A 20,860-nucleotide genomic window follows, 5' to 3' on the forward strand; every position below is an offset into this window, starting at 1 on the left:
GTACTTGGGGGTGGACGGCGGCCAGGCCGGCCTCGTCGAACGGCCCGCGCTGCTCGCCGTCCACCCCCAAGTACCACGGGCCGTCGCCGGGCAGCGGCGGCGGTCCCTGACGGGTGTCCTGCCGGTACTGGGGGGTGAGCGCGGCGGCCATCTGCTGTCCGGCGGCGATGCCCATGCCCAGCCCCATGCCCTCGCCCGCCCCGCCGGCGTTCTCGAGCGCTTCGGCGGCCTGGAACCTGGCGTACTGCCCGAGGTCGCCCACGATCCCCATCTGCGAGCGTTTGTCCATCGCCTGCTCCACCTCGGGCGGCAGCGAGATGTTCTCGATGGTGAAGGTCGGGATGGCGATGCCCACGCCCGCGAGGTCGGCCGTCAGCACCTCCGAGAGCCGCCGGCCCATCTCGTGCTGCCTGGAGGCGAGGTCGAGCAGCGGGACGCCCGCGGTGGCGAGGGCGTGGGCGAGCCGCCCCACGACCATCTGGCGCAGGTAGCCCTCCACCTCCTCGGTGCGGAACCGCGGGTCCGTCCCCGCCAGCTCGCGCAGGAGGGCACGGGCGTCGATCACCCTGGCGGCGTACGCGCCGAACGCCCGCAGCCGCACCGGCCCGAACTCCGCGTCCCGCACCATGATCGGGTTCTGGGTGCCCCACTTGAAGTCCGCGAACTGGCGGGTGCTGACGAAGTACACCTCGGCCTTGAACGGGGAGTGGAAACCGTACTTCCAGCCCTTGAGGGTGGACAGGATGGGCAGGTTGCGGGTCTCCAGCGTGTACGTCCCCGGCGCGAACGCGTCGGCGATCTGGCCCTCGTTGACGAAGACGGCGACCTGTGACTCGCGTACGACGAGCCGGGCGCCCATCTTGATCTCGTTCTCGTAGCGGGGGAAACGCCAGACCAGGGTGTCGCGGCTGTCGTCGAGCCATTCGACGATGTCGATGAACTCGCCCCTGATCTTCTCGAAGAACGCCACTTCGCCCCCGTTCGTCGGTGTTGAGCCAGGTCGGCCACCGTACCAAAGCGGCTTGACATCGAATTGGCGCCAAGGTCGGTACTGTGGCCACCGTGGTGAAGCAACGGGTCGCGCAGCTCGAATACAGCGAGTTCCAGTCCGCCATGCTCGACGAGGAGAAGCGGAGGCGGAAGGCCGCCAAGATCATCGCGGTCATCGAGCACTTCAACGGGCCGCTCGGCGGGCTGACCGTGGGAGACGTCGGTTGCTCGGCCGGGTTCATCGCCGACGAGCTCGCGCAGGCCGGGGCCAAGCACACCCTGGGCATCGACATCGACGTGCCGGGCCTGCGCAAGGCGGCCGACCGGTTCGGCGAGCGGGTGGCGTTCGTCTGCGGCGACGGCACGGCGCTGCCGTTCCCCGACGGGTCGGTCGACGTGCTGGTGTTCAACCACATCTACGAGCACGTGGTCGACCCCGATGCGGTGGTCGCCGAGATGCACCGGGTGCTGTCGGACGGCGGGGTGCTCTATCTCGGGCTCGGCAACCGGCTCGGCGTCATGGAGCCCCACTACAAGCTGCCGTTCCTGTCCTATCTGCCGCCGGCGGCCGCCGACCGCTACGTGCGGGTGTTCGGCAGGGCCGACCACTACTACGAACGGTTCCGCACCCGCCGCGGCCTGCGCAGGATGTTGCGCGCCTTCCACGTGTGGGACTACACGTTCCCCGTGCTGGCCACGCCCACCAGGTTCGCCGGGTCCGAGCTGTTCCCCGGGGCGCTCGGCAGAGTGGTGAAGGCGGTGCTGGCCAGGGCGCCGCGCGCCGTGCTGCGGCTGCTGCTGCCCGTCGTGCCGACCTACCTGTGGGTGGCCACCAAGACGCCGCGGCGGCCCGCGGGCGCGGCGCTGCCGCAACCGCCCGAACCGGTCCGCCCGCTGTGAGCGCGACCGGCGTGAGCGACGGCTCGGCCGGCGCGGGCGAGGAGGCGGCCCGCCCGAGGCGGTCCATGGTGCGGACCGCGATCAGGTACGCGTTCCTGCTCATCGCGTTCGGATTCGGCGGATGGGCCGTGGCCGGGCAGTGGGACGACGTGCTGGCCGGATTCGCCGGTCTGTCGTGGCCCGCGGTCGGCGGTTCACTGGTCATGGTGGTCGCCGCGCTGCTCGCCGCCATGCTCATCTGGCGCACCCTGCTGTCCGACCTCGGCTCCCCGCTGCCGCTCAGGGCGGCGGCCAAGGTCTTCTTCGTCGGCCAGCTGGGCAAGTACATCCCCGGCGCGATCTGGCCCGTGCTGGCGCAGATGGAGATGGGCCGCGACCTCGGCGTGCCGCGCTCGCGCAGCGCGGCGGCGTTCTTCCTGATGATGCCCGTCCAGCTGGCCACCGGCCTGCTCGTCGCGCTGGTCACGCTCGGCTGGGACCGCTACGGCTGGCTGCTGCTGTTGCTCCCCCTGCTGCTGGTCCTGCTCGAACCCAAGGTCGTCAACGGCGTGATCGGCTACGCCCTGCGCCGGCTCAAGCGCGAGCCGCTCGAACGCCCGCTCACCCGCCGCGGCATGCTCGCCGCGTTCGGCTGGGCCCTGGCCGGCTGGACCGCGTACGGCGTGCACTTCTTCTTCATCGCCCCTCAGGGCGGGCTGCTCTTCGCCATCGGCGCCTTCGCGCTGTCGTGGTGCCTGGGCATCCTGACCTTCGTCGTGCCGGCCGGCGCGGGGGTGCGGGAGGCCGCCATGGTCGGGGTGCTGTCCCCTCATCTGGCCGCCGGCCCCGCGATCGCGGTGGCGCTCACGTCGCGTGTCGTTCTCATCGTGGGGGACCTGATCTGCGCCGGGATGGCCGGAATCGCCGCACGTCGCGACTAGGTGTGATTTGGACCACGATTTAGGGGACGCTGGTCATAAGCTGAAGGCGAGAGGGGGACGCCAGTCCCGCGTTGATCTTGAGGGGAGAAGATCTTCGTATGCCTCGAGTGCTCATCGATGCCGCAGCGGTCCCCGCGGACCGCGGCGCGTTGATCCGATATGTGGACGGGCTGGTGGCCGGGCTCGACCGGGCCGGCGCGGACGTGGCGGTGGTCTGCCAGCGGTCGGAGGCCGAGCGATACCGCCGCCTCGCGCCCTCGGCGCACGTCATCGCCGGGCCGGTCGCGATCACCAACAGGGCCGCCAGGCTCGCCTGGGAGCAGACCGGCCTGCCGCTGCTCGCCCGCAAGGCCGGCGCGGACGTGATCCACGCCCCCTACTACTCCATCCCGCTCGGCTCCGGGCTGCCGACCGTCGTGACGGTGCACGACGCCACCTGGTTCACCGAGCCCGACGAGCACCGGCCGCGGGCGTCGTTCTTCCGCTCGGCCACCCGTACGGCCGTGCGACACGCCCGGCGGGTGATCGTGCCGTCCAAGGCGACCAGGGACGAGCTGGTGCGCGTGCTCGCCGCCGACCCGACCCGCATCGACGTCGCCTACCACGGCGTCGACCTGACGCAGTTCCACCCGCCGTCCGAGGAGGAGATCCGCCGGGCGGCCCTGCGCTGCGGGCTGCACGGTCAGCCGTACGTGGCGTTCCTGGGCGCGCTCGACCCCCGCAAGAACGTTCCCAACCTGGTCCGCGGCTTCGCCTCGGCCGTCAAGACGCTGGAGCGGCCGCCCGCGCTCGTGATCGGCGGCGGCGGCATGCACGACGACGACGTCGACGCCGCGTGCCGTGAGGTCGAGGCCACCGTCAAGGTCGTGCGTCCCGGCTACCTCGGCGCGTCGGACCTGCCGGGGTTCCTGGGCGGCGCGCTCGTGGTGGCCTTTCCCTCCCGGGGCGAGGGGTTCGGGCTGCCGGTGCTGGAGGCCATGGCGTGCGGCGCCCCCGTGCTGACCACCCAGCGCTCCTCGCTGCCCGAGGTCGGCGGCGACGCGGTCGCCTACACAGAGCCCGACGCCGACAGCATCGCCGCGGCGCTCGGACAGCTGCTCGCCGCGCCCGCGCGCAGGCGTCGACTGCGGGAGGCGGGGCTGGCACGCGCCCGTGAATTCACCTGGGACGCCTCGGCCGAGGCGCATCTCAGCTCCTATCAACGCGCGATCGAATAGTTCGGTAACCTCACGGAATGATGACGAGCTCATTGCCAGACCTCGAGGCGATCCTCCTGGTCGGGGGGCAGGGCACGCGCCTGCGCCCGCTGACACTGGGCACGCCGAAGCCGCTGCTCCCGACCGCTGGAGTGCCGTTCCTGGCGCACCAGCTCGCGCGAGCGCGATCGTTCGGCGTTCGCCGGATCGTCTTCGCCACTTCCTACAAGGCGGCGATGTTCGAGCCCGCCTTCGGTGACGGGTCGGCATTCGGGCTCTCGCTCGAGTACATGACGGAGGAGACGCCCCTCGGCACCGGCGGCGCCATCCGCAACGCCGCTGAGGCGCTCACCTCGGGCCCCTCCGACCCCGTGCTGATCCTCAACGGCGACATCCTGTCCGGGCACGACATCGGCGATCAGGTGCGCACGCACCTCGCGCGGCAGGCCGCTGTAACGCTCCATTTGACAGAAGTGGACGATCCCACCCGATTCGGATGCGTACCGACCGACGCGTCGGGGCGGGTGACCGCGTTCCTGGAGAAGACCCCCAACCCCGTGACCAACCGCATCAACGCCGGCTGCTACGTCTTCACCCGGTCGGTGATCGACTCGATCCCGCGTGACGAGGTCGTGTCGGTGGAGCGGGAGACGTTCCCCGGGCTGATCGAGTCGGGGGAGGTCGTGCTGGGCTACGCCGACCGCACCTACTGGCTCGACGTCGGCACACCCGCCGCGTTCGCGCGCGGATCGCGCGACCTGGTGCTGGGCCGGCTCGGCTCGCCCGCGCTGCCCGGTCCGGCGGGCGAACACCTGGCGCTCGACGGGGCACGGGTCTCGCCCGAGGCCAAGGTGCAGGGCGGCACCGCCGTGGGCGCGCGGGCCGTGGTCGGCGCCGGCGCCTCGGTCGTCGGCTCGGTGCTGCTCGACGACTGCGTCATCGAGCCCGGCGCCCTCGTCACCGACTCCGTGGTGGGCACGGGCGCGCGGGTCTGCGCGGGCGCGGTGGTGCACGACGCCGTGATCGGCGACAGGGCCGTCGTGGGGCCGGGCAACGAACTGCGGCACGGTGTACGCGTCTGGCCCGACATCGCGCTGCCCGAACGCGCGGTGCGCTATTCCAGCGACGTCTGAGACACCGCCCGCCCGCGGGGAGACTGTAACGGTGAAGGAGCGCAGGTGGGAGCCCGGCGGGCCGCTCGACGTGGGGCTGGCCCTGCAGCCGCACCGGCGCGGCGGCGGCGACCCCACCTGGCGCACCGGCGGCGACGGCGCCGTGTGGCGCACGTCCAGGACCCCCGACGGGCCCTGCACGCTGCGGGTGAGCGTCGAGGGCGGCCGCGTGCACGGCCGGGCGTGGGGTCCGGGGGCCGATTGGGCGCTGGAGACGCTGCCGGCGCTGCTGGGAGGCCATGACGACCTCGCCGGATTCAGCGTCAGGCACGAGGTGCTGGCCGAGGCCGTCCGCAGACATCCGGGGCTGCGGATCGGCAGGACCGGTCGCGTCATGGAGGCCCTCGTCCCCGCCGTGCTGGAGCAGAAGGTCGTGGGGCGGGAGGCGTGGCGGGCCTGGCGCTGGCTGCTCACCCGCTACGGCGAGCCCGCGCCCGGTCCCGCACCCGACGGCATGCGGGTCGTGCCGGAGGCGGCGGTGTGGCGGCAGATCCCGAGCTGGCACTGGCACCGGGCAGGCGCGGAGGCCGTACGCGCCAGGACCGTCGCGACCGCCGCCTGGCACGCCGCCAAGCTGGAGGCCGCCGCCACCACCGAGGAGCTCGACCGGCTGCTGCGGGCGCTGCCGGGGGTCGGGGTGTGGACGTCGGCCGAAGTGCGCCAGCGCGTGTTCGGCGACCCTGACGCGGTGAGCGTCGGCGACTTCCACCTGGCCAAGCTCGTCGGCTACGCGCTGACGGGGGAGAAGACCGACGACCAGGGGATGTTGCGACTGCTGGAGCCGTACGAAGGGCATCGGCACCGTGCGACGGTGCTGGTCTGGCTGAGCGGGCTGCGTCCGCCCGCCCGCGGGCCGCGGATGCCCGTGCGCGACTACCGGGCGTTCTGAGCCGCCCCTGGGTGCGAGCGGCGAACTCAGCTCCACGTACTGTGCCCTTATGAGTCTCGTCAGCGATTCCGCGCTCCGCCGTGCTCTCGCCCGTGCCCGCGACGGCAAGGCCATCGACGTCACCGAGGCGACCGTCCTGCTGCACGCCCGGGGCGAGCGTCTCGACACCCTGCTCGAGCACGCCTCCCGCGTACGCGATGCCGGGCTGACGGCCGCCGGCCGTGAGGGCGTCATCACCTACAGCAAGAAGGTGTTCATCCCGCTGACCCGGCTCTGCCGGGACCGGTGCGGTTACTGCACGTTCGCGACCGCGCCGCACAAGCTGGACTCGCCGTTCCTGAGCCCCGACGAGGTGCTGGACATCGCCCGGCAGGGCGCGGCGATGGGGTGCAAGGAGGCGCTGTTCACGCTGGGCGACCGGCCGGAGGACCGGTGGCACCAGGCCCGCGAGTGGCTCGACGCGCACGGCTACGACGACACGCTGTCGTACGTGCGGGCCATGGCGATCAGGGTGCTGGAGGAGACCGGGGTGCTGCCGCACCTCAACCCGGGCGTGCTGAGCTGGCGCGACCTGCAGCGGCTCAAGCCCGTCGCGCCGTCCATGGGGATGATGCTGGAGACGACGTCGCGGCGGTTGTTCGACGAGAAGGGACAGCCCCACCACGGGTCGCCGGACAAGGACCCGGCCGTGCGGCTGCGGGTGCTGGAGGACGCCGGCCGCAGCGGCGTGCCCTTCACGACGGGCATCCTCATCGGCATCGGCGAGACGGTGGAGGACCGGGCGGAGTCGATCTTCGCGATCCGGCGGGTGGCCCGCGAGTACGGCGGCGTCCAAGAGGTCATCGTCCAGAACTTCCGCGCCAAGCCCGACACCGCCATGCGCGGGCTGCCCGACGCCGATCTGCGGGAACTCGCGGCCACCATCGCCGTCGCCCGCCTCGTGCTCGGGCCCCGCGTCCGCCTCCAGGCGCCGCCGAACCTGGTGGACTCCGAGTACGCGCTCATGATCCGGGCCGGCATCGACGACTGGGGCGGGGTGTCGCCGCTCACGCCCGACCACGTCAACCCGGAGCGTCCCTGGCCGCAGATCGACGACCTCGCGGCGCGCACCGCCGAGGCGGGCTTCCGGCTGCGGGAGCGGTTGACGATCTACCCCGAGTACGTCCTGGCGGGGGAGCCCTGGCTGGACCCGCGGCTGTCCGGGCACGTGGCCGCCCTGGTGGACCCGGACACGGGCCTGGCCAGGCAGGACGCGGTCCCGCGCGGGCTGCCGTGGCAGGAGCCCGACGGGGGGTTCAGCGCGTCGGGACGGGTGGATCTGCACGTCGAGGTCGACACGACGGGAAGGACCGGCGACCGGCGGGACGACTTCGACCACGTCTACGGCGACTGGACCGCACTCCGCGACCGCCTCGACGGGGAGCCCGCCGGAGCGCGGGACGGCTCCGGCCGCTCCGCCGCCGTGACGCCCGGCGAGGTGCGGGCGGCGCTCAGGCGGGCCGAGGCGGATCCCGCGGGGCTGACGGACGCCGAGGCGGTCGCGCTGCTCGGGGCCGAGGGCGAGGCGCTGGACGAGCTGGCCGCGATCGCCGACGGGCTGCGCAGGGAGGCGGCAGGGGACGACGTGACCTACGTCGTCAACAGGAACATCAACTTCACGAACGTGTGTTACACCGGCTGCCGTTTCTGCGCGTTCGCCCAGCGCAGGACCGACGCCGACGCGTACACGCTCAGCCTCGACCAGGTGGCCGACCGGGCGCAGGAGGCGTGGGAGGCGGGGGCGACCGAGGTGTGCATGCAGGGCGGCATCCACCCCGACCTGCCTGGCACGGCGTACTTCGACATCGCCAGGGCGGTGAAGGCGAGGACGCCGGACATGCACGTGCACGCGTTCTCCCCGATGGAGGTCATCAACGGCGCGAGCCGGACGAACATGTCGGTGCGCGCCTGGCTGGAGGCGGCCAAGGAGGCCGGCGTCGACTCGCTGCCGGGGACGGCGGCCGAGATCCTCGACGACGACGTGCGGTGGGTGCTGACCAAGGGCAAGCTGCCGGCCGCGGAGTGGGTCGAGGTCATCACGACGGCGCACGAGGTGGGCATCCCCACGACCTCCACCATGATGTACGGGCACGTCGACAACCACCTGCACTGGGTCAGGCACATCAAGCTGATCCGCCGGCTCCAGGAGCGGACCGGCGGGTTCTCCGAGTTCGTGCTGCTGCCGTTCGTGCACACCAGCGCCCCCATCTACCTGGCCGGCCTGGCCAGGCCGGGCCCCACAGCGCAGGAGAACAGGGCCGTGCACGCCCTGGCCAGGCTCCTGCTGCACGGCGCGATCGGGAACATCCAGTGTTCCTGGGTCAAGCTCCAGGACGACCTGTGCCGTCAGGTGCTCCAGGGCGGCGTGAACGACCTCGGCGGCACGCTCATGGAGGAGACCATCAGCCGCATGGCCGGCTCGGAGAACGGCTCGTACAAGACCATCAGCGAGCTGCGGGAGATGGTCGGGGTGACGGGCCGCCCGGCCAGGCAGCGCACCACCGAGTACGGGACCCCGCCGGCGGAGCGGCTGCGTGCCTCGCAGGCGAGTGACGGGGTGTGCCAGAGCGTCAGGAGGGCCCTGCCGATCGCCTAGCTATAACATGTTCTAGCAAGGCTTGCGCCCGCCACGGGAGGCGCTGGGATCACTCCGCGGAGAGAGGTTCACCGTGCGGTTGGGTCGGCACCATGCCGCGCTGCCACCGCAGCAGCGGCGCAGGAAGGCGCTGCGGCGGGGTGTGCTGGCGACTCTGGGGGCCGTGGCGATCGTCGTGGCGGGCGTCGTCGTGGCGCTCGGCGGCGGGGCCGTCCTGTGCAGCGCACGAGAGCCTGTTCTGGTCAGCGTGGCGGCCGCGGCCGACGTGGCGCCCGCGGCGATGGAGGCCGCGGGGCGCTTCAACGAGACGAAGACGGCGGTCGGCGGCCGGTGCGTGCTGGTCCAGGTGACCGAGCACCCGCCGGCCACCGTCCTCCGCACGCTGATCGGCGACCGGGCGGGCGTGCTGCGCGAGCGGCCCGACGGCTGGATCGCCGACTCCTCCGCGTGGATCAGGCTGGCCCGCCAGCAGGGCGCGAGCACGCTGCCCGCGGGCGAGAGCGTGGTGGCCACGTCGCCGCTCGTGTTCGCGACCCGCCAGTCGCTGGCCGAACGGTTCTCCGTCGGCGAGACCGAGATGAACTGGCGCATGGTCTTCCCCTCCACCATGCGCGGGCGGCTGACACCCACCGAGGACGAGCCCGACATCGTACGCGTGCCCGACCCGTCACTGGCCGGGGCCGGCATCGCCACGGTGGCCGCCGCCAGGGACGTCGTCGGCACGGGCCCGGAGGCCGACAAGGCGCTGACCGCGTTCGTACGGTGGGCGCAGGCCGGTTCGGCGCCCGACTACCACAGCCTGCTGGACGCGGTCGACGACCACACGTTCTGGCAACGGCCGGTCGTGATCGTTCCCGAACAGTCGGTGCACCGGCACAATCTGCGTGGTTCGGACGACCCGCTCGTGGCGCTGCACCCGCGTGAGGGCACGATCACCCTCGACTATCCGTACGTGGTCACCGCCACGGATCCGGCGGTCGCGGAGGCGTCGGCGGCCTTCGCCGGCTGGCTGGAGGGGCCGCAGGCCCAGGAGATCGTACGGCGGGCCGGGTTCAGGTCGGGGGACGGGCGGCAGGGGCCGATCTCTCCTGGGCCGCAGATCCCCTCGGCGGCGCCGAGGACCAGGCCGTCGGTGTCGGCGCAGGACATCGACGCGGCGCTGGCCGCCTGGAGCAGGCTGGCCCCGCCGACGAACATCCTGGTGCTGGCCGACGCCTCCAAGCACATGGCGGAGAAGATGAACGGCAGGCCCAGGATCAGGGTGGCGCTCGACGCGGCCCGGATCGGGCTGAGGTTGTTCCCCGACTCCACGCACATGGGCCTGTGGGAGTTCGCCGACCGGCTCGGCGGCATCAGGGACCACAGGGAGCGGGTCACGCTCGGGCCGATCAACGAACCCGAGTCGGGGCAGGTGATCCGGCGCAGCCGGCTGGACGAGCTGACCCGCACGATCACCGCCCATCCGAAGGCGGACAGCTCGCTCTACGACTCGATCCTCAGCGGATTCCGCAAGGTCAGCGGCGACTACCGCGAGGAGATGAACAACTCGCTGCTGGTGATCACCGGTGGCCGCGACGACGGCAAGGGCACGGACCGCGCGCGGCTCCTCGACGCGTTGCGGCGCGGGTGGGACCCTGACAGGCCCGTTCAGATCATCATCATCGCCTTCGGCAAGGACGTGGACCGGGAGAGCCTGTCGCAGATCGCGGACGCCGCGAACGGCTCGCTGCACGCGGCGAGGGAGCCGGAGGAGATCATCGACGTCTTCCTGGCCGCCCTGGCCCGCCGCCTCTGCCACCCCACCTGCAAGCCGACGGCCTGAGACCCGCGTAGGGCGTCCGGGCAGCGCCCTGTGCCGTTCGCGAAGAGGAGACGTCCCGCGGGAAGGAACCGCCAGCCACAAGTCCCGCATGGATCAGCGCACCCGAGAACGCCCCCTGTCCTGCGGACGCCGGTGCGGACCGTCGATGAGCATCGCCGGTGAGCCGCCGAGCGGCTGCATGCCTCGCAAGACGCAGAGCGTGTCACCCTTCCAGATAGCGCAGGACTGCGATGACCCTGCGGCTCACGCGTTCGGTCGGTGCCAGTTCGAGCTTGCCGAAGATGCTGCTGATGTGTTTGTGCACCGTGCCCTCCGTGATCTGCAGACGCTCTGCGATCACGATGTTGCCGAGCCCTTCGGCCAGCAGCGCGAGCACCTCCCGCTCTCTGACGGTGAGGCGGTCCAGCGGGCCACGGCGGCGGGTGAACAGTTGCGCGACCACTTCGGGGTCGATGGCCACGCCACCGGCGGCCACCCGCTTCAGCGCGTCGAGGAACTCCTTGAACTGCCCCACGCGCTCCTTCAGCAGGTACCCCAGACCACGGGCGCCGCCGGCCAGCAGTTCGGTGGCGAACGCCTGCTCGACATAGGCGGACAGCACGAGCACGGCCAGCCCGGGGTGTGACCGCCTGGCCTCCACCGCGGCTTGGATACCTTCGTCGGTATGGGTGGGCGGCATGCGGACATCCACCACCGCCACGTCAGGGGAGTACCGGGCGACCGCGGCGAGGAACTCCTGCGGATTCGAGACGGCCGCGACGACTTCAAAGCCTTCCCCGCCGAGCAGCATGACCAGTCCTTCACGCAGCAGGGCGTCGTCCTCAGCGATCACGATGCGCACGGTAGTTCCACCTTCATCCTCGTCGGCCCGCCTTGGGGACTGGTCAGTGTGAATGTGCCGTCGTGTGCTTCCACACGACGGCGGATGCCGGCCAGGCCCGATCCGCCGCGTTCCCATGCGCCTCCGATACCGTTGTCCTCCACCTCAACTCGGAGAACCTCGCCGTGTCTGGCGGCTTCGACTCTGAGACGTGTGGCCCTGCTGTGCTTGCCTGCGTTGGTCAACGCCTCTGCGACCGTGAAGTAGGCGGTCGCCTCCACAGACAGGGGCAGGTGCCCGAGTTGACCCACGCGAAGGTCGCAAGGGATGGCGGAGTCGGCCGCGACCGCGCTGAGCGCGCCCGCGAGGCCCCTATTCGCCAGGATCGGTGGCAGGATGCTGCGGACTACGCCGCGCAGCTCGGTCAGCGCCTGCTCGGCGGCCAACTGGACACGGTCGAGCGCGGGCCCGACGTTCGCCGGGTCACGTTCCAGTGCTCGCTTGGCCGCCGTGGCCATGACGACGACTGCGAGCAGCCGGTTTTGCGCACCGTCGTGGAGTGCGCGTTCGATGCGGCGGAGTTCGGCCGCGTGCGCGGCGAGAGCGCCGGCCCGGGTGGCGGTGAGCCGGGCGACCCGCTCGGAGAGGTCCACGGACGGGTGCGGGCTGAGCAGCCGCCGGCCGGGCAGGGACTGAAGACGGGCGATCGGGCGGCCGCACAGTATGCTGATGGCCAGCCAGACGAACCCCGACAGGCCAACCGCTATCACGCCGGGCCAGGTGTGTACGGGAATGCCGAGGGAGGAGCCGGTTTCACCCTCGGGCAGGAGGTGCCACCACAGGGGAAACGAGGCGTCGCGCACCCCCATGATCGGCAGAGTGATCCCAACGAGGCCGAGCGGGAGACCCACGGTGCTGTGGACGGCGAGCCAGGCCAGGTCGCGCCAGGTCGCCGGATCAGTGCGCCAGCCTTTGGCGGGCCTCGTGGCCGGATAGGGGCTGACCACGTGCTCGCCCCAGCGGCCCAGCCTGGCTCGTTCCCGCTCGGCCACGGATCGGGTCACGGACAGCATCGGCTGCACCATCGGCAGTCCGATCCCGATCAGGCATGCGGGTCCGACGACCACCCAGCCGGCCACCGTCGCCAAGGCGAGCAGGGCGGTGCCCAGCCCTCCCGCGAGGCGGTCCAGCGCCTCGAAGGCGTCACCTGTCACAGCCGACACCCTAAGTCAGCCTCAAGGCGGCGCCATTCCAGCCAGCTCTACCACGATTGGCCAGGTGGCGGGGTCCCCGCGGCCGCGGCGCGTCCCTAACGTCTGGGGCATGGACGATCCCTACCGCATCGGCCCCCAAGAACAGCGGCGGCCCGCATCCCGACGGAACGGCTGGGCGCTGCGTGCCCTGTTGTGGGCGATCCTCGTCATCGCCGTATCCGTCAACATCGTCGCCGGCACGATCGGCCGTGGCAGCCTGCTCGTCGGATTCCCCTCAGGGCTCGTGGCGGTCGCCTGCATCACCGGCCTCATCGTGCACCACGTCAGGTCCGGCCGCCGGTGAGCCACGTCGTCACCTTGGACCGGGTCACCAAGACCTATGGCGAGGTACGCGCCCTTGACGAGGTCACGCTCGCCTTCCCACGAGGCAGGTTCGTCGCCGTGATGGGCCCGTCAGGGTCCGGCAAGACCACGCTGCTCAACTGCGCGGCGGGCCTGGACCCACCCACGTCGGGCTCGGTGGTGATCGGCGGCGTGGACCTCGCCCGGCTCTCGGAGACCAAGCGGACGGAGCTGCGCAGAAGACATGTGGGCTTCGTCTTCCAGTCCTACAACCTGCTGCCCGCGCTCAGCGTGCAGGACAACATCACGCTGCCGCTGCGGCTGGCCGGGCTCCGCCCGGACCGGTCCTGGCTGCGTGAACTCGTGGCGCGGGTGGGGCTCGGCGACCGGCTGCGGCATCGGCCCCCCGAGCTGTCGGGCGGCCAGGAGCAGCGTGCGGCGATCGTGCGCGCCCTGGCGGCCCGCCCCGACGTGGTCTTCGCCGACGAGCCCACCGGCGCCCTCGACCGCGGCAGCGCGACACAGGTGCTCGACCTGTTGCGGGAACTGGTCGACGAGCTCGGCCAAACCGTGATCATGGTCACGCACGACCCGGTCGCCGCCGCACGCGCCCACCAGACGCTGATCATGGTGGACGGGAAGGTGGTGGGCCTCCTCCATGCCCCCTCCGCTGACGACCTCGCCGCACGGCTGGCCCGGCTCGACGGCGAACCGCGCATGACTTCGAAAGGGGTTCCTCAGTGATCAGAACCTCTCTGGCCTTGTCCAGGATCGGCGGGCTGGTAGCGGTGTTCTTCGCCGTGCTGGGCGGAATGGCACTGGTCGTCGCGACCGGAGTGATCGCGGAGTCGGGGTTGCGGTCCAGCGTGACCGCACAGCGGCTGGTTCACGCCGACGTGGTGGTCTCGGCCAGGCAATCCCTTCCGCGGAAGGAAGATCTGCCGGTGGCCTTGCCGGAACGGGCCGTGCTGCCGACGTCGTTGGTTACCCGGCTGATCGGGTTTCCCGGGGTGGCTGATGCTACGGGGGACGTAAGTTTTCCCGCCGCCGTCGTCGTTCCGAGTTCGGAGGTCCCGGCGGTTGCAGGCGATCCGGCGACCGCGGGCCATGGCTGGTCGTCGCTCACGCTCACCGGATCGTTGCGAGCCGGCCGTGCGCCCCGCGGTCCCGGCGAGGTCGCCCTGCCGCGCGGCCGGCTCGGCCAAGAGGTCCGGCTCGTGGCCGGCGGCAGGTCGGGTGTCTACCGGGTGACCGCACTGGTGGACGCTCCTGGCCTCTATTTCGCCGATGCCACCGCGGCCGACCTGGCCGGCCGGACGTCTGGGCCACGCGCGAAAACCGTCGACCTCATCGCCCTACGCCTCGCCGCCGGCGCGAACATCGAAGCCGTGGCAGTCGAGCTTCGCAAGCTTCTCGGCGAACGATACGAGGTGGCGACAGGACGTTTCATCGGCGACGCCGAATCTCCTGGCATGGCCGCCGCCCGCGGACTGCTCATCGTCCTGTCAGGTTCCATCGGAGGCATCAGTCTGCTCGTCGTCGGCTTCGTGGTCGGCGGCAGCCTGTCGATGTCGATCAACAGGCAACGCCGCGACCTGGCTCTGATGCGGGCGGCAGGCGCGACCCCACGCCAGGTCAGACGGACGATCGCGATCCAGGCCGCCGTGGCGGCCACGGCGGCGCTCGCTCCGGGGATCGTGCTCGGTTACCACCTGGCCGGCCGATTCGGCGGCCTGCTCGTGTCGACAGGCGCGCTTCCGGCAGCGCTGCCCCTGGTGTACAGCCCGCTCTCGGCGCTGGCGGCCACGCTGCTGCTGGCGGCGGTGGTCAGGGGCTCGGCGTGGGCGGCCTCGCTGCGAGTGTCGCGGGCGTCGGTGCCGACGGCGCTGGCCGAGTCGCGCAGCGAGCCAAGAGAACCCTCGAAGGCCCGGACCGCCGTCGGCATGCTGCTGATGCCGGCCTCACTGGTGCTGTCGATCATCCCGCTGCTGATCCGCACCGAGGCTGCGGTGATCGGCCCGGCGAATGCCGCCCTGCTGGCGGTGATCGGGCTGGCGCTGGCCGGCCCTCACCTCGTACGGACAGCGACCGGCGCGCTCGCCGACAACCTGCCTGCCCGGATCTCCACCGCCGCCTGGCTGGCCGTCAACAACGCGCGCGGGTACGCGCTCAGGACCGCGGGCGCAGTCGCGGCCATGGGCATGGTGGTCACCCTCGGTCTCAGCTTCACGCTCACCCAGACCACGATCATGACGGCAAAGGCCGACGAGGCCGCGCTCGGCCTGCGCGGCGTCCGGGCCATCACGGCCGACCGCCTCGGCGGCGTCCCTCACGGTCTCGTGTCCGAGGTACGCGCGACGCCCGGCGTGCGCGCCGCCACCTCGATCGCCACGACCACCGTACTCACCCGCCAGCTCGCTTTCGGAGACGATGCCGGCCTGCAGGACAGGACCGCCCTGGTGCTCGGTCCCGACGCGAACGGAGTGATCGACCTCGGCGTCGCCCACGGCAGCCTGAGCGACCTCCAAGGAGCCGCGATCGCCGTGGACGAGCGCGTGGGTGCGGTGGGCGAGAGCCGCGACCTCGTCATGGGGGACGGCGCGGCCGTTCGGGCCCGTGTGGTGGCGACCTACCGGCGCGCGCTCGGCTTCGGGCCGCTCATCGTCTCCCGCGATCTTGCCGCCGGTCACACCACGACGGGGCTCGCCGCGGCCATCCTGGTACGCCCCGCGTCGTCGGGCGCACCGGAATTCGGCGCCCTACTCGCGCGATGGCCTGGAACGGAGACGACCGAGACGCCGCTGATCACGCGGCCAGGCGCCTTCCCCGCCGAGGTCGTGGTGAACCTGGCGGTCCTCGTTGTCCTCCTGGGATATGTGCTGGTCGTGGTCGCCAACCGCTTGGTGGCGACCACGACGGCCAGGCGGGAGGAATTCCGCGCGCTGCTCCGCTTGGGGACCACACCCGGCCAGCTCCGCAGGATGCTTTGCTGGGAGGCCGTGCTGACCGCCGGAGCTGCGGCCGGAGCCGGCGTTGTGCTGGCTGCCGTTCCGCTGACCACGCTGAGCATGAGCTTCCTCGGACGCCCGTGGCCGGCCGGGCCGTTGTGGCTCGTTCCCGCCTGCGTCCTGCTGGTGGGCGTGGTGGCCTGGCTCGCCACCGTCCTCCCGGCCAGGCCGGTTTACACCGGCGGCGGCTGACGGGTGAATGCCGACCGCCGGGTGGTCGCCGCCTCCGTGTTCAAGATTCCGATCATGCTGGTCTACGCCGAACAGGTCGCGCGCGGGCGGCTGGACCCGGCCGAACGCGTCACCGCCACCCAGGACGCGTCAGCGTGGGCCGAAGGCCGCTGGCCATCGTGTTGACCGCGGACAGCACCGAGACAGCACGCAGTTCACCGAGGTCATCGACGCGAGCCAGGTGCCACGTTCGGGTGGCGGGCGGCCCAGGACACGGCCCCGCCGCATCCTGGCCGATCGACTTCGATACACGCCCTTAGACGCGCTGCCAGAGCGCGGGCACGTTGGGCGGTTCCCATCCGGCGATGGCGGTGTGCGCCTGGACGCACCGGTAGGTGGCGCCGTTGTAGGCCGCCGTGCTGCCGGCCGTGTACGCCGTGCCGGCCTTCCAGGTGCCCGAGGGCGTCGTCGGGTCATCGGTCGGGGTCGGGTCAGGGGTCGGCGTGACGGTGGGGGACGGGTTGGGGTTGTTCCCGCCGCCGATGTTTACGTCGATGCAGGAGTAGAAGGCGTTGGCCGTGTCGGCGATGTTCCAGATCGCCAGGATCTTCTGCCGTCCGGAGAACCCGGAGAGGTTCACCGTGTGCGACACGGTGGGCGGGGGCTGCCGGCCGCCGCCGTCGACGACGGCCACCCGCGTGCCGCCGATGTAGTACTCGAAGTCACGGGTGGCGTGCTGGACGGTGAAAGTCCAGGTGAAGGTGGTCGTGCCGCCCACCGAGGCGACGGGCCACGGCTTGCTCTCGTCGCTGAGCTGGGCGAACTGCGGGAGGTTGGCGTGGCAGCTGCGCAGGCCCTTCGGCCCTTCCACCGACTGCGGCTCCCAGACGATGCTGCCGCAGTCGGGCACCTTGCCCTGGGCGCAGTTGGCCTGGCGGCTGGGCGGCGAGTTCACGTAGCCGTGGGCGAACGCCGGCGCGGTGTTGAACACCGTGGTGGCCAACCCGACCACCACCGCGGCGAACAAGGTGAGGATCCTTCTCATCCGGCGGCTCCTTTACATGGGGGGTAGAGCAAATGTAAAGGAAAGTTTCCTAACGGTAAATGCCCCACTTGACCGGAGTTCCGTCACCCGGTCAACGCGTGACGATGAAATCGTCGGGGTCACGCGGCGCCCGCTCGCGCGGCGGCGCGGCTGCGTGCCCCACCGCCACGCAGCCCATCGGGTCCCACGAACCGGGCAGGCCGAGCACCTCACGCACGACGGGCCGGCAGAACATCGTGGACGACACCCACGCCGAGCCCAGCCCTTCGACGGCGAGCTGGATGAGGAAGTTCTCCACCCCGGCGCCCGCCGCCACGACGAACATCTCCCGCTCGGAGGCGTTGCGCCGCTCGTCGCGGTAGGTGTGGGAGCCCTCCGTCACCAGGCACGGCACCACGAGGTAGGGCGCGTTGCGCAGCACGTCGCCGCGCCTGACCCGCTTGGCGATCGACTGCTCGGTGAACCCGTCGCCGCGCAGATCGGCGATCCACGCCTCGCGCATCGCGTCGAGCAGCTTCGTCCTCGTCTCGGGCGACTCGACCAGCACGAACCGCCACGGGGTCGTGTGGTGCGGCGCCGGCGCGGCGATGCCCGCCGCCACCGCCCTGCGCACGGCCGCCGGATCGACCGGCCGGTCGGCGAACTCCCTGATCGTCCTGCGGGCGAACACGACGTCGCGTGAGCCGTAACGGAACAGGTCTTCGTCGGCCGGGCGGACGAGCGGCCTGACGCCCGGCCCGTCGTCGTCGGTGACCAGGTGGGGCAGCCCGCGCACGATCGCCACGGGAACCCCGTCGAGCTTGCCCTTGACCAGCTCGGCCGCGCTCGCGATCTCGTCGGCCAGCGCCGTGACCGTCGCGCTGAGTTCGTTGCCGTAGCCGTCGGACGCGCCGCGGAAGTCGTCGAGCGGCCGCACGCCCGCCGCGCCGATGGCCACGTCGGTGAGGCCGTTGCGCCACGGCCGGCCGAACGTGTCGGAGACGATCACCCCGGCGCGCACGCTCAGACCGGCCCTGACGCGCCTGGCCGAGGCGTCGGGATCGAGGGGCAGGAGCAGCACGGTGCCGGGCTTGGTGTTGGAGGCGTCGACGCCGGCGGCGGCCATGACGAAACCCTGGCGGGTCTGGGAGATCACGGTGTCGCCGCGCCGGGCGACCACGCGCTCGGTCTCGTCCTCGATGGCCTGCGTGCGGTCGGGCGCCCGCCGCACCCGGCCCTCCGCCTTGCTCACGATCTTCGAGGTGATGACCACGATGTCGCCGTCACGCAGCCCGGCGTCCTTGAGCAGGGCCGCCACGTCGTCACCCGGCCGTACCTCGCCGATGCCCGTGACGGCGACCACCTCGATACGCCGCGAGGCAGCCCCGGCTGCGGCTCCGGCGGGAGCGGTCGTCCGCGGGGAGGCGGCCGGGGGCTCGGCAGGGCGCTGAGTGCCGGGCTCGGGGGCCGGGTGCTGGGAGGCGGTCATCGGGCGAGCTCCAGGGCGAGGTCGAGTGCGGTGCGGGCGATGCCGGCGGCGGCATCGCGGTCGTGCATGAGGATCGGCCCGGCGAGCACCCTGACGTCGTCGAGGGCGACCGCGTGGTCCTCCTCCGCCACGAGCCAGCCGTCGATCAGGTCGGAGCCGTACAGCTCCAGGACGGCCTGCGCGGTCGTCTCCACCCCGATGGCCGTCAGGCAGGCGTCGGCCATGCCCCTGACCGGCGCGCCGCCGATGATCGGCGAGACGCCGACCACGGTCTTGGGCAGCAGGGCGTCGCGGATGCCCGGGACCTGCAAGATCGTGCCGATGCTCACCACCGGGTTGGACGGCGGCAGGATGACCACGTCGGCCTGCGCGACGGCCTCCAGCACGCCGGGCGCGGGCTTGGCCGTGTCGGCCCCCACCAGCGCGAACGACTGGGCGGGCACCGAGGCTCGCAGGCGTACCCACCACTCCTGGAAGTGCACGGCGCGTTTGCCGCGCTCGTCCTCGATCACGACGTGGGTCTCGCAGCGGTCGTCGGTCATCGGCAGCAGCCGCAGGCCGGGTTGCCAGCGCGTGCACAGCGCCTGCGTGATCTGCGAGAGCGGATAGCCCGCCTCCAGCATCTGCGAGCGCACGATGTGGGTGGCGAAGTCGCGGTCGCCCAGCCCGAACCACTGCGGCTCCACGCCGTAGGCCGCCAGCTCCTCCTTGACGACGTGGGTCTCCTTGGCCCGGCCCCAGCCCTGCTCCTCGTCGATGCCGCCGCCCAGCGTGTACATCACAGTGTCGAGGTCGGGGCAGACCCGCAGGCCGAACAGGGTGATGTCGTCACCCGTGTTGCCGATGACGGTGATCGAGGCGTCTGGCTCGGTCGCGCGCAGGCCGCGCAGGAAACGGGCGCCGCCGATGCCGCCGGCGAGGGACACGATGTGCATGCGGCCCAGTCTTCCACCGGGCTCCGACAGGGCTGTCCCTGGATCGGTTCTCAACCCACTGAGACCCCTGTACGTGCGGGTATTTGTAGAATTGGGATGGAAGAGGTTTCTGGGACTCCCGCGAGCCTCGTCGGTGATGTGGCAAACTCCCTTCGGGCTAAAGGGTCCGATGGGGGTAGTTGTGAGCAAATTTGACGTAGCCCGGCTGAGGGAGCCGGCCGCCTGGGCCATGGTCGTCCTGGGGCTGGTGTACGTGCTCGTGAGGATCGGGCGCGTGCTCGTCGGCGACCCCGACACGACCATCATGGAACGCGCGTCGTGGAACACCCTCGACATGACGAGCCCGTACGTGGTGGCCCTGTTCGTGGGGTCCGTGCTCCTCCTCACCAAGGTCGGCGAGCCCTCGCCCAAGGCCAAGCCCGTCGCGTACGCCGCGGTGGCCGGGCTGGGGATGGGCGCGGTGGGCGGCATGTTCTCGCTGGTGCTCGGCGTGTTCACCGGCGACGGCGCCCGTTCCGCGGTGGAGCTCGTGCTGCTGGGTGCCCCCGCGCTCGCGCTGACCGCCATCGGCCTCGTCTACCTGCTGCCGCAGGTCGTCCCCGACCGTCCCGCCGCCCAGGGTTACCCTCAGCCCCAGTTCGGCCAGCAGCCCCCGTACTACGGCCAGCCGTCCGCCCCCGGCTACGCCCAGCAGCCCGGCCAGCCCGGTTTCGGGCAGCAGGAGCAGCCTGGCGCGTTCGGCCAGCAGCCGGGTTACGGCCAGGAGCAGCCCTCAGGCGCGTACGGCCAGCAGCCCCCGCCCGGCCAGCCCGGCTACGGCCAGCAGCCCGGCTACGGCCAGGACCCCGCCTCGGGCCAGCAGCCGGGTTACGGCCAGATCCCGACGTCCTGACAGCAGCCCGGGTACGGGCAGCAGCCTCCGTCCGGTCAGCAGGCTGGTTACGGTCAGGATCCCGCGTCGGGCCCGGGGTACGGGCAGCAGCCCCCGTCGGGTCAGCAGCCAGGTTACGGACAGCAGCCCCCGTCGGGTCAGCAGCCCGGCCAGGTGTACGCCCCGCAGCCGCCCAGCCAGGGTGGCGGCCACCCCGATCAGCCCGGCTTCCCGCCCCAGGCCGACGACCAGTACGGCCAGAACCCCCAGCAGGCCCAGCCGCAGATCCGGGGCGCCCTGCCCGCCGCCCCTTCGGACCATCAGCCGGACCAGGCGTACGCCCCGCAGAGTTTCGGCCAGCCGGCCTACACCCCCGCCGACACGAGCCCCACGGGCCACGAGTACGCCACCCCGTCCGCCGAGTACCAGCCGGCGCCGTACGTCCCCGCGGACAGCCAGCCG

Annotated in this window: 18 protein-coding genes and 1 pseudogene; 13 read left to right on the forward strand and 6 right to left on the reverse strand. The window is 71.9% G+C overall.

From position 1 onward, the window contains the following. Positions 1-970, reverse strand: a 970-nt coding sequence (locus GUY59_RS38340) for an SPFH domain-containing protein (RefSeq protein ID WP_161714913.1), incomplete at its 3' end; no start/stop codon positions are given. 92 nt (positions 971-1,062) lie between these two features. Here GUY59_RS38340 and GUY59_RS38345 point away from each other — a divergent pair. From GUY59_RS38345 to GUY59_RS38375, 7 genes are all read left to right on the forward strand, one after another. Continuing rightward, positions 1,063-1,890 (forward strand): class I SAM-dependent methyltransferase, encoded by an 828-nt coding sequence (locus GUY59_RS38345; protein ID WP_138208187.1) that lies wholly within the window; start codon positions 1,063-1,065, stop codon positions 1,888-1,890. Positions 1,891-1,901: 11 nt separating this feature from the next. After that, positions 1,902-2,810 (forward strand): lysylphosphatidylglycerol synthase transmembrane domain-containing protein, encoded by a 909-nt coding sequence (locus GUY59_RS38350; RefSeq protein ID WP_252375233.1) that lies wholly within the window; start codon positions 1,902-1,904, stop codon positions 2,808-2,810. Between the two features lie 98 nt (positions 2,811-2,908). Next, positions 2,909-4,027 (forward strand): glycosyltransferase family 4 protein, encoded by a 1,119-nt coding sequence (locus GUY59_RS38355; protein ID WP_138208188.1) that lies wholly within the window; start codon positions 2,909-2,911, stop codon positions 4,025-4,027. 17 nt (positions 4,028-4,044) lie between these two features. Then, complete coding sequence (locus tag GUY59_RS38360) at positions 4,045-5,139, forward strand: sugar phosphate nucleotidyltransferase (protein ID WP_201761828.1); 1,095 nt, start codon at positions 4,045-4,047, stop codon at positions 5,137-5,139. 31 nt (positions 5,140-5,170) lie between these two features. Then, positions 5,171-6,067, forward strand: coding sequence for a DNA-3-methyladenine glycosylase family protein (locus GUY59_RS38365; RefSeq protein ID WP_132341046.1), 897 nt, complete (start codon positions 5,171-5,173; stop codon positions 6,065-6,067). A 49-nt stretch (positions 6,068-6,116) separates the two neighbouring features. Next, positions 6,117-8,702, forward strand: a complete 2,586-nt coding sequence (locus GUY59_RS38370) for a bifunctional FO biosynthesis protein CofGH (protein ID WP_138208189.1) — start codon at positions 6,117-6,119, stop codon at positions 8,700-8,702. A 73-nt stretch (positions 8,703-8,775) separates the two neighbouring features. Beyond that, positions 8,776-10,524, forward strand: a complete 1,749-nt coding sequence (locus tag GUY59_RS38375) for a substrate-binding domain-containing protein (RefSeq protein WP_330849282.1) — start codon at positions 8,776-8,778, stop codon at positions 10,522-10,524. Positions 10,525-10,726: 202 nt separating this feature from the next. On the opposite strand, the gene GUY59_RS38380 is transcribed toward GUY59_RS38375, so the two are convergent. After that, positions 10,727-11,365 carry a response regulator transcription factor gene (locus GUY59_RS38380; protein ID WP_138208246.1) on the reverse strand — a complete coding sequence of 213 codons (639 nt, stop codon included), beginning with the start codon at positions 11,363-11,365 and terminating at the stop codon, positions 10,727-10,729. Next, positions 11,353-12,558: a sensor histidine kinase gene (locus GUY59_RS49400; protein WP_252375236.1), complete on the reverse strand. Its 1,206-nt coding sequence runs from the start codon at positions 12,556-12,558 to the stop codon at positions 11,353-11,355. Before GUY59_RS49400 ends, GUY59_RS38380 begins: the two co-directional genes overlap by 13 nt. 109 nt (positions 12,559-12,667) lie before the next feature. On the opposite strand from GUY59_RS49400, the gene GUY59_RS38390 reads away from it, so the two are divergent. Genes GUY59_RS38390 through GUY59_RS38405 form a run of 4 tightly spaced genes read left to right on the forward strand, consistent with a single transcriptional unit; the run spans position 12,668 to position 16,265 of the window. Then, positions 12,668-12,901: a hypothetical protein gene (locus GUY59_RS38390; protein ID WP_132340877.1), complete on the forward strand. Its 234-nt coding sequence runs from the start codon at positions 12,668-12,670 to the stop codon at positions 12,899-12,901. Continuing rightward, positions 12,898-13,644 (forward strand): ABC transporter ATP-binding protein, encoded by a 747-nt coding sequence (locus GUY59_RS38395; protein ID WP_138208244.1) that lies wholly within the window; start codon positions 12,898-12,900, stop codon positions 13,642-13,644. Before GUY59_RS38390 ends, GUY59_RS38395 begins: the two co-directional genes overlap by 4 nt. Continuing rightward, complete coding sequence (locus GUY59_RS49405) at positions 13,641-16,100, forward strand: ABC transporter permease (protein WP_201761830.1); 2,460 nt, start codon at positions 13,641-13,643, stop codon at positions 16,098-16,100. Before GUY59_RS38395 ends, GUY59_RS49405 begins: the two co-directional genes overlap by 4 nt. A gap of 3 nt (positions 16,101-16,103) precedes the next feature. Further along, complete coding sequence (locus tag GUY59_RS38405) at positions 16,104-16,265, forward strand: serine hydrolase (protein WP_132340881.1); 162 nt, start codon at positions 16,104-16,106, stop codon at positions 16,263-16,265. Between the two features lie 130 nt (positions 16,266-16,395). Here the strand turns inward: GUY59_RS38405 and GUY59_RS38410 are convergent, their stop codons facing one another. From GUY59_RS38410 to cofD, 3 genes are all read right to left on the reverse strand, one after another. Then, a complete protein-coding gene (locus tag GUY59_RS38410) occupies positions 16,396-17,124 on the reverse strand; it encodes a lytic polysaccharide monooxygenase (RefSeq protein ID WP_138208243.1) in 729 nt (242 codons plus the stop codon). 91 nt (positions 17,125-17,215) lie between these two features. Then, positions 17,216-18,592, reverse strand: a complete 1,377-nt coding sequence (locus GUY59_RS38415; protein ID WP_161714914.1) for a coenzyme F420-0:L-glutamate ligase — start codon at positions 18,590-18,592, stop codon at positions 17,216-17,218. Beyond that, the gene (gene cofD, locus GUY59_RS38420; protein ID WP_138208803.1) at positions 18,589-19,527 is read right to left on the reverse strand and encodes a 2-phospho-L-lactate transferase; all 939 of its coding nucleotides are present in this window, start codon (positions 19,525-19,527) and stop codon (positions 18,589-18,591) included. Before cofD ends, GUY59_RS38415 begins: the two co-directional genes overlap by 4 nt. A gap of 181 nt (positions 19,528-19,708) precedes the next feature. On the opposite strand from cofD, the gene GUY59_RS47900 reads away from it, so the two are divergent. Then, positions 19,709-20,419, forward strand: coding sequence for a hypothetical protein (locus GUY59_RS47900; RefSeq protein WP_201761836.1), 711 nt, complete (start codon positions 19,709-19,711; stop codon positions 20,417-20,419). 153 nt (positions 20,420-20,572) lie between these two features. Beyond that, positions 20,573-20,860, forward strand: a pseudogene (locus GUY59_RS47905) (hypothetical protein); the annotation flags it as partial.

This window comes from Nonomuraea sp. K271 (assembly GCF_009908215.1).
Taxonomy (GTDB): Bacteria; Actinomycetota; Actinomycetes; order Streptosporangiales; family Streptosporangiaceae; genus Nonomuraea; species Nonomuraea longispora.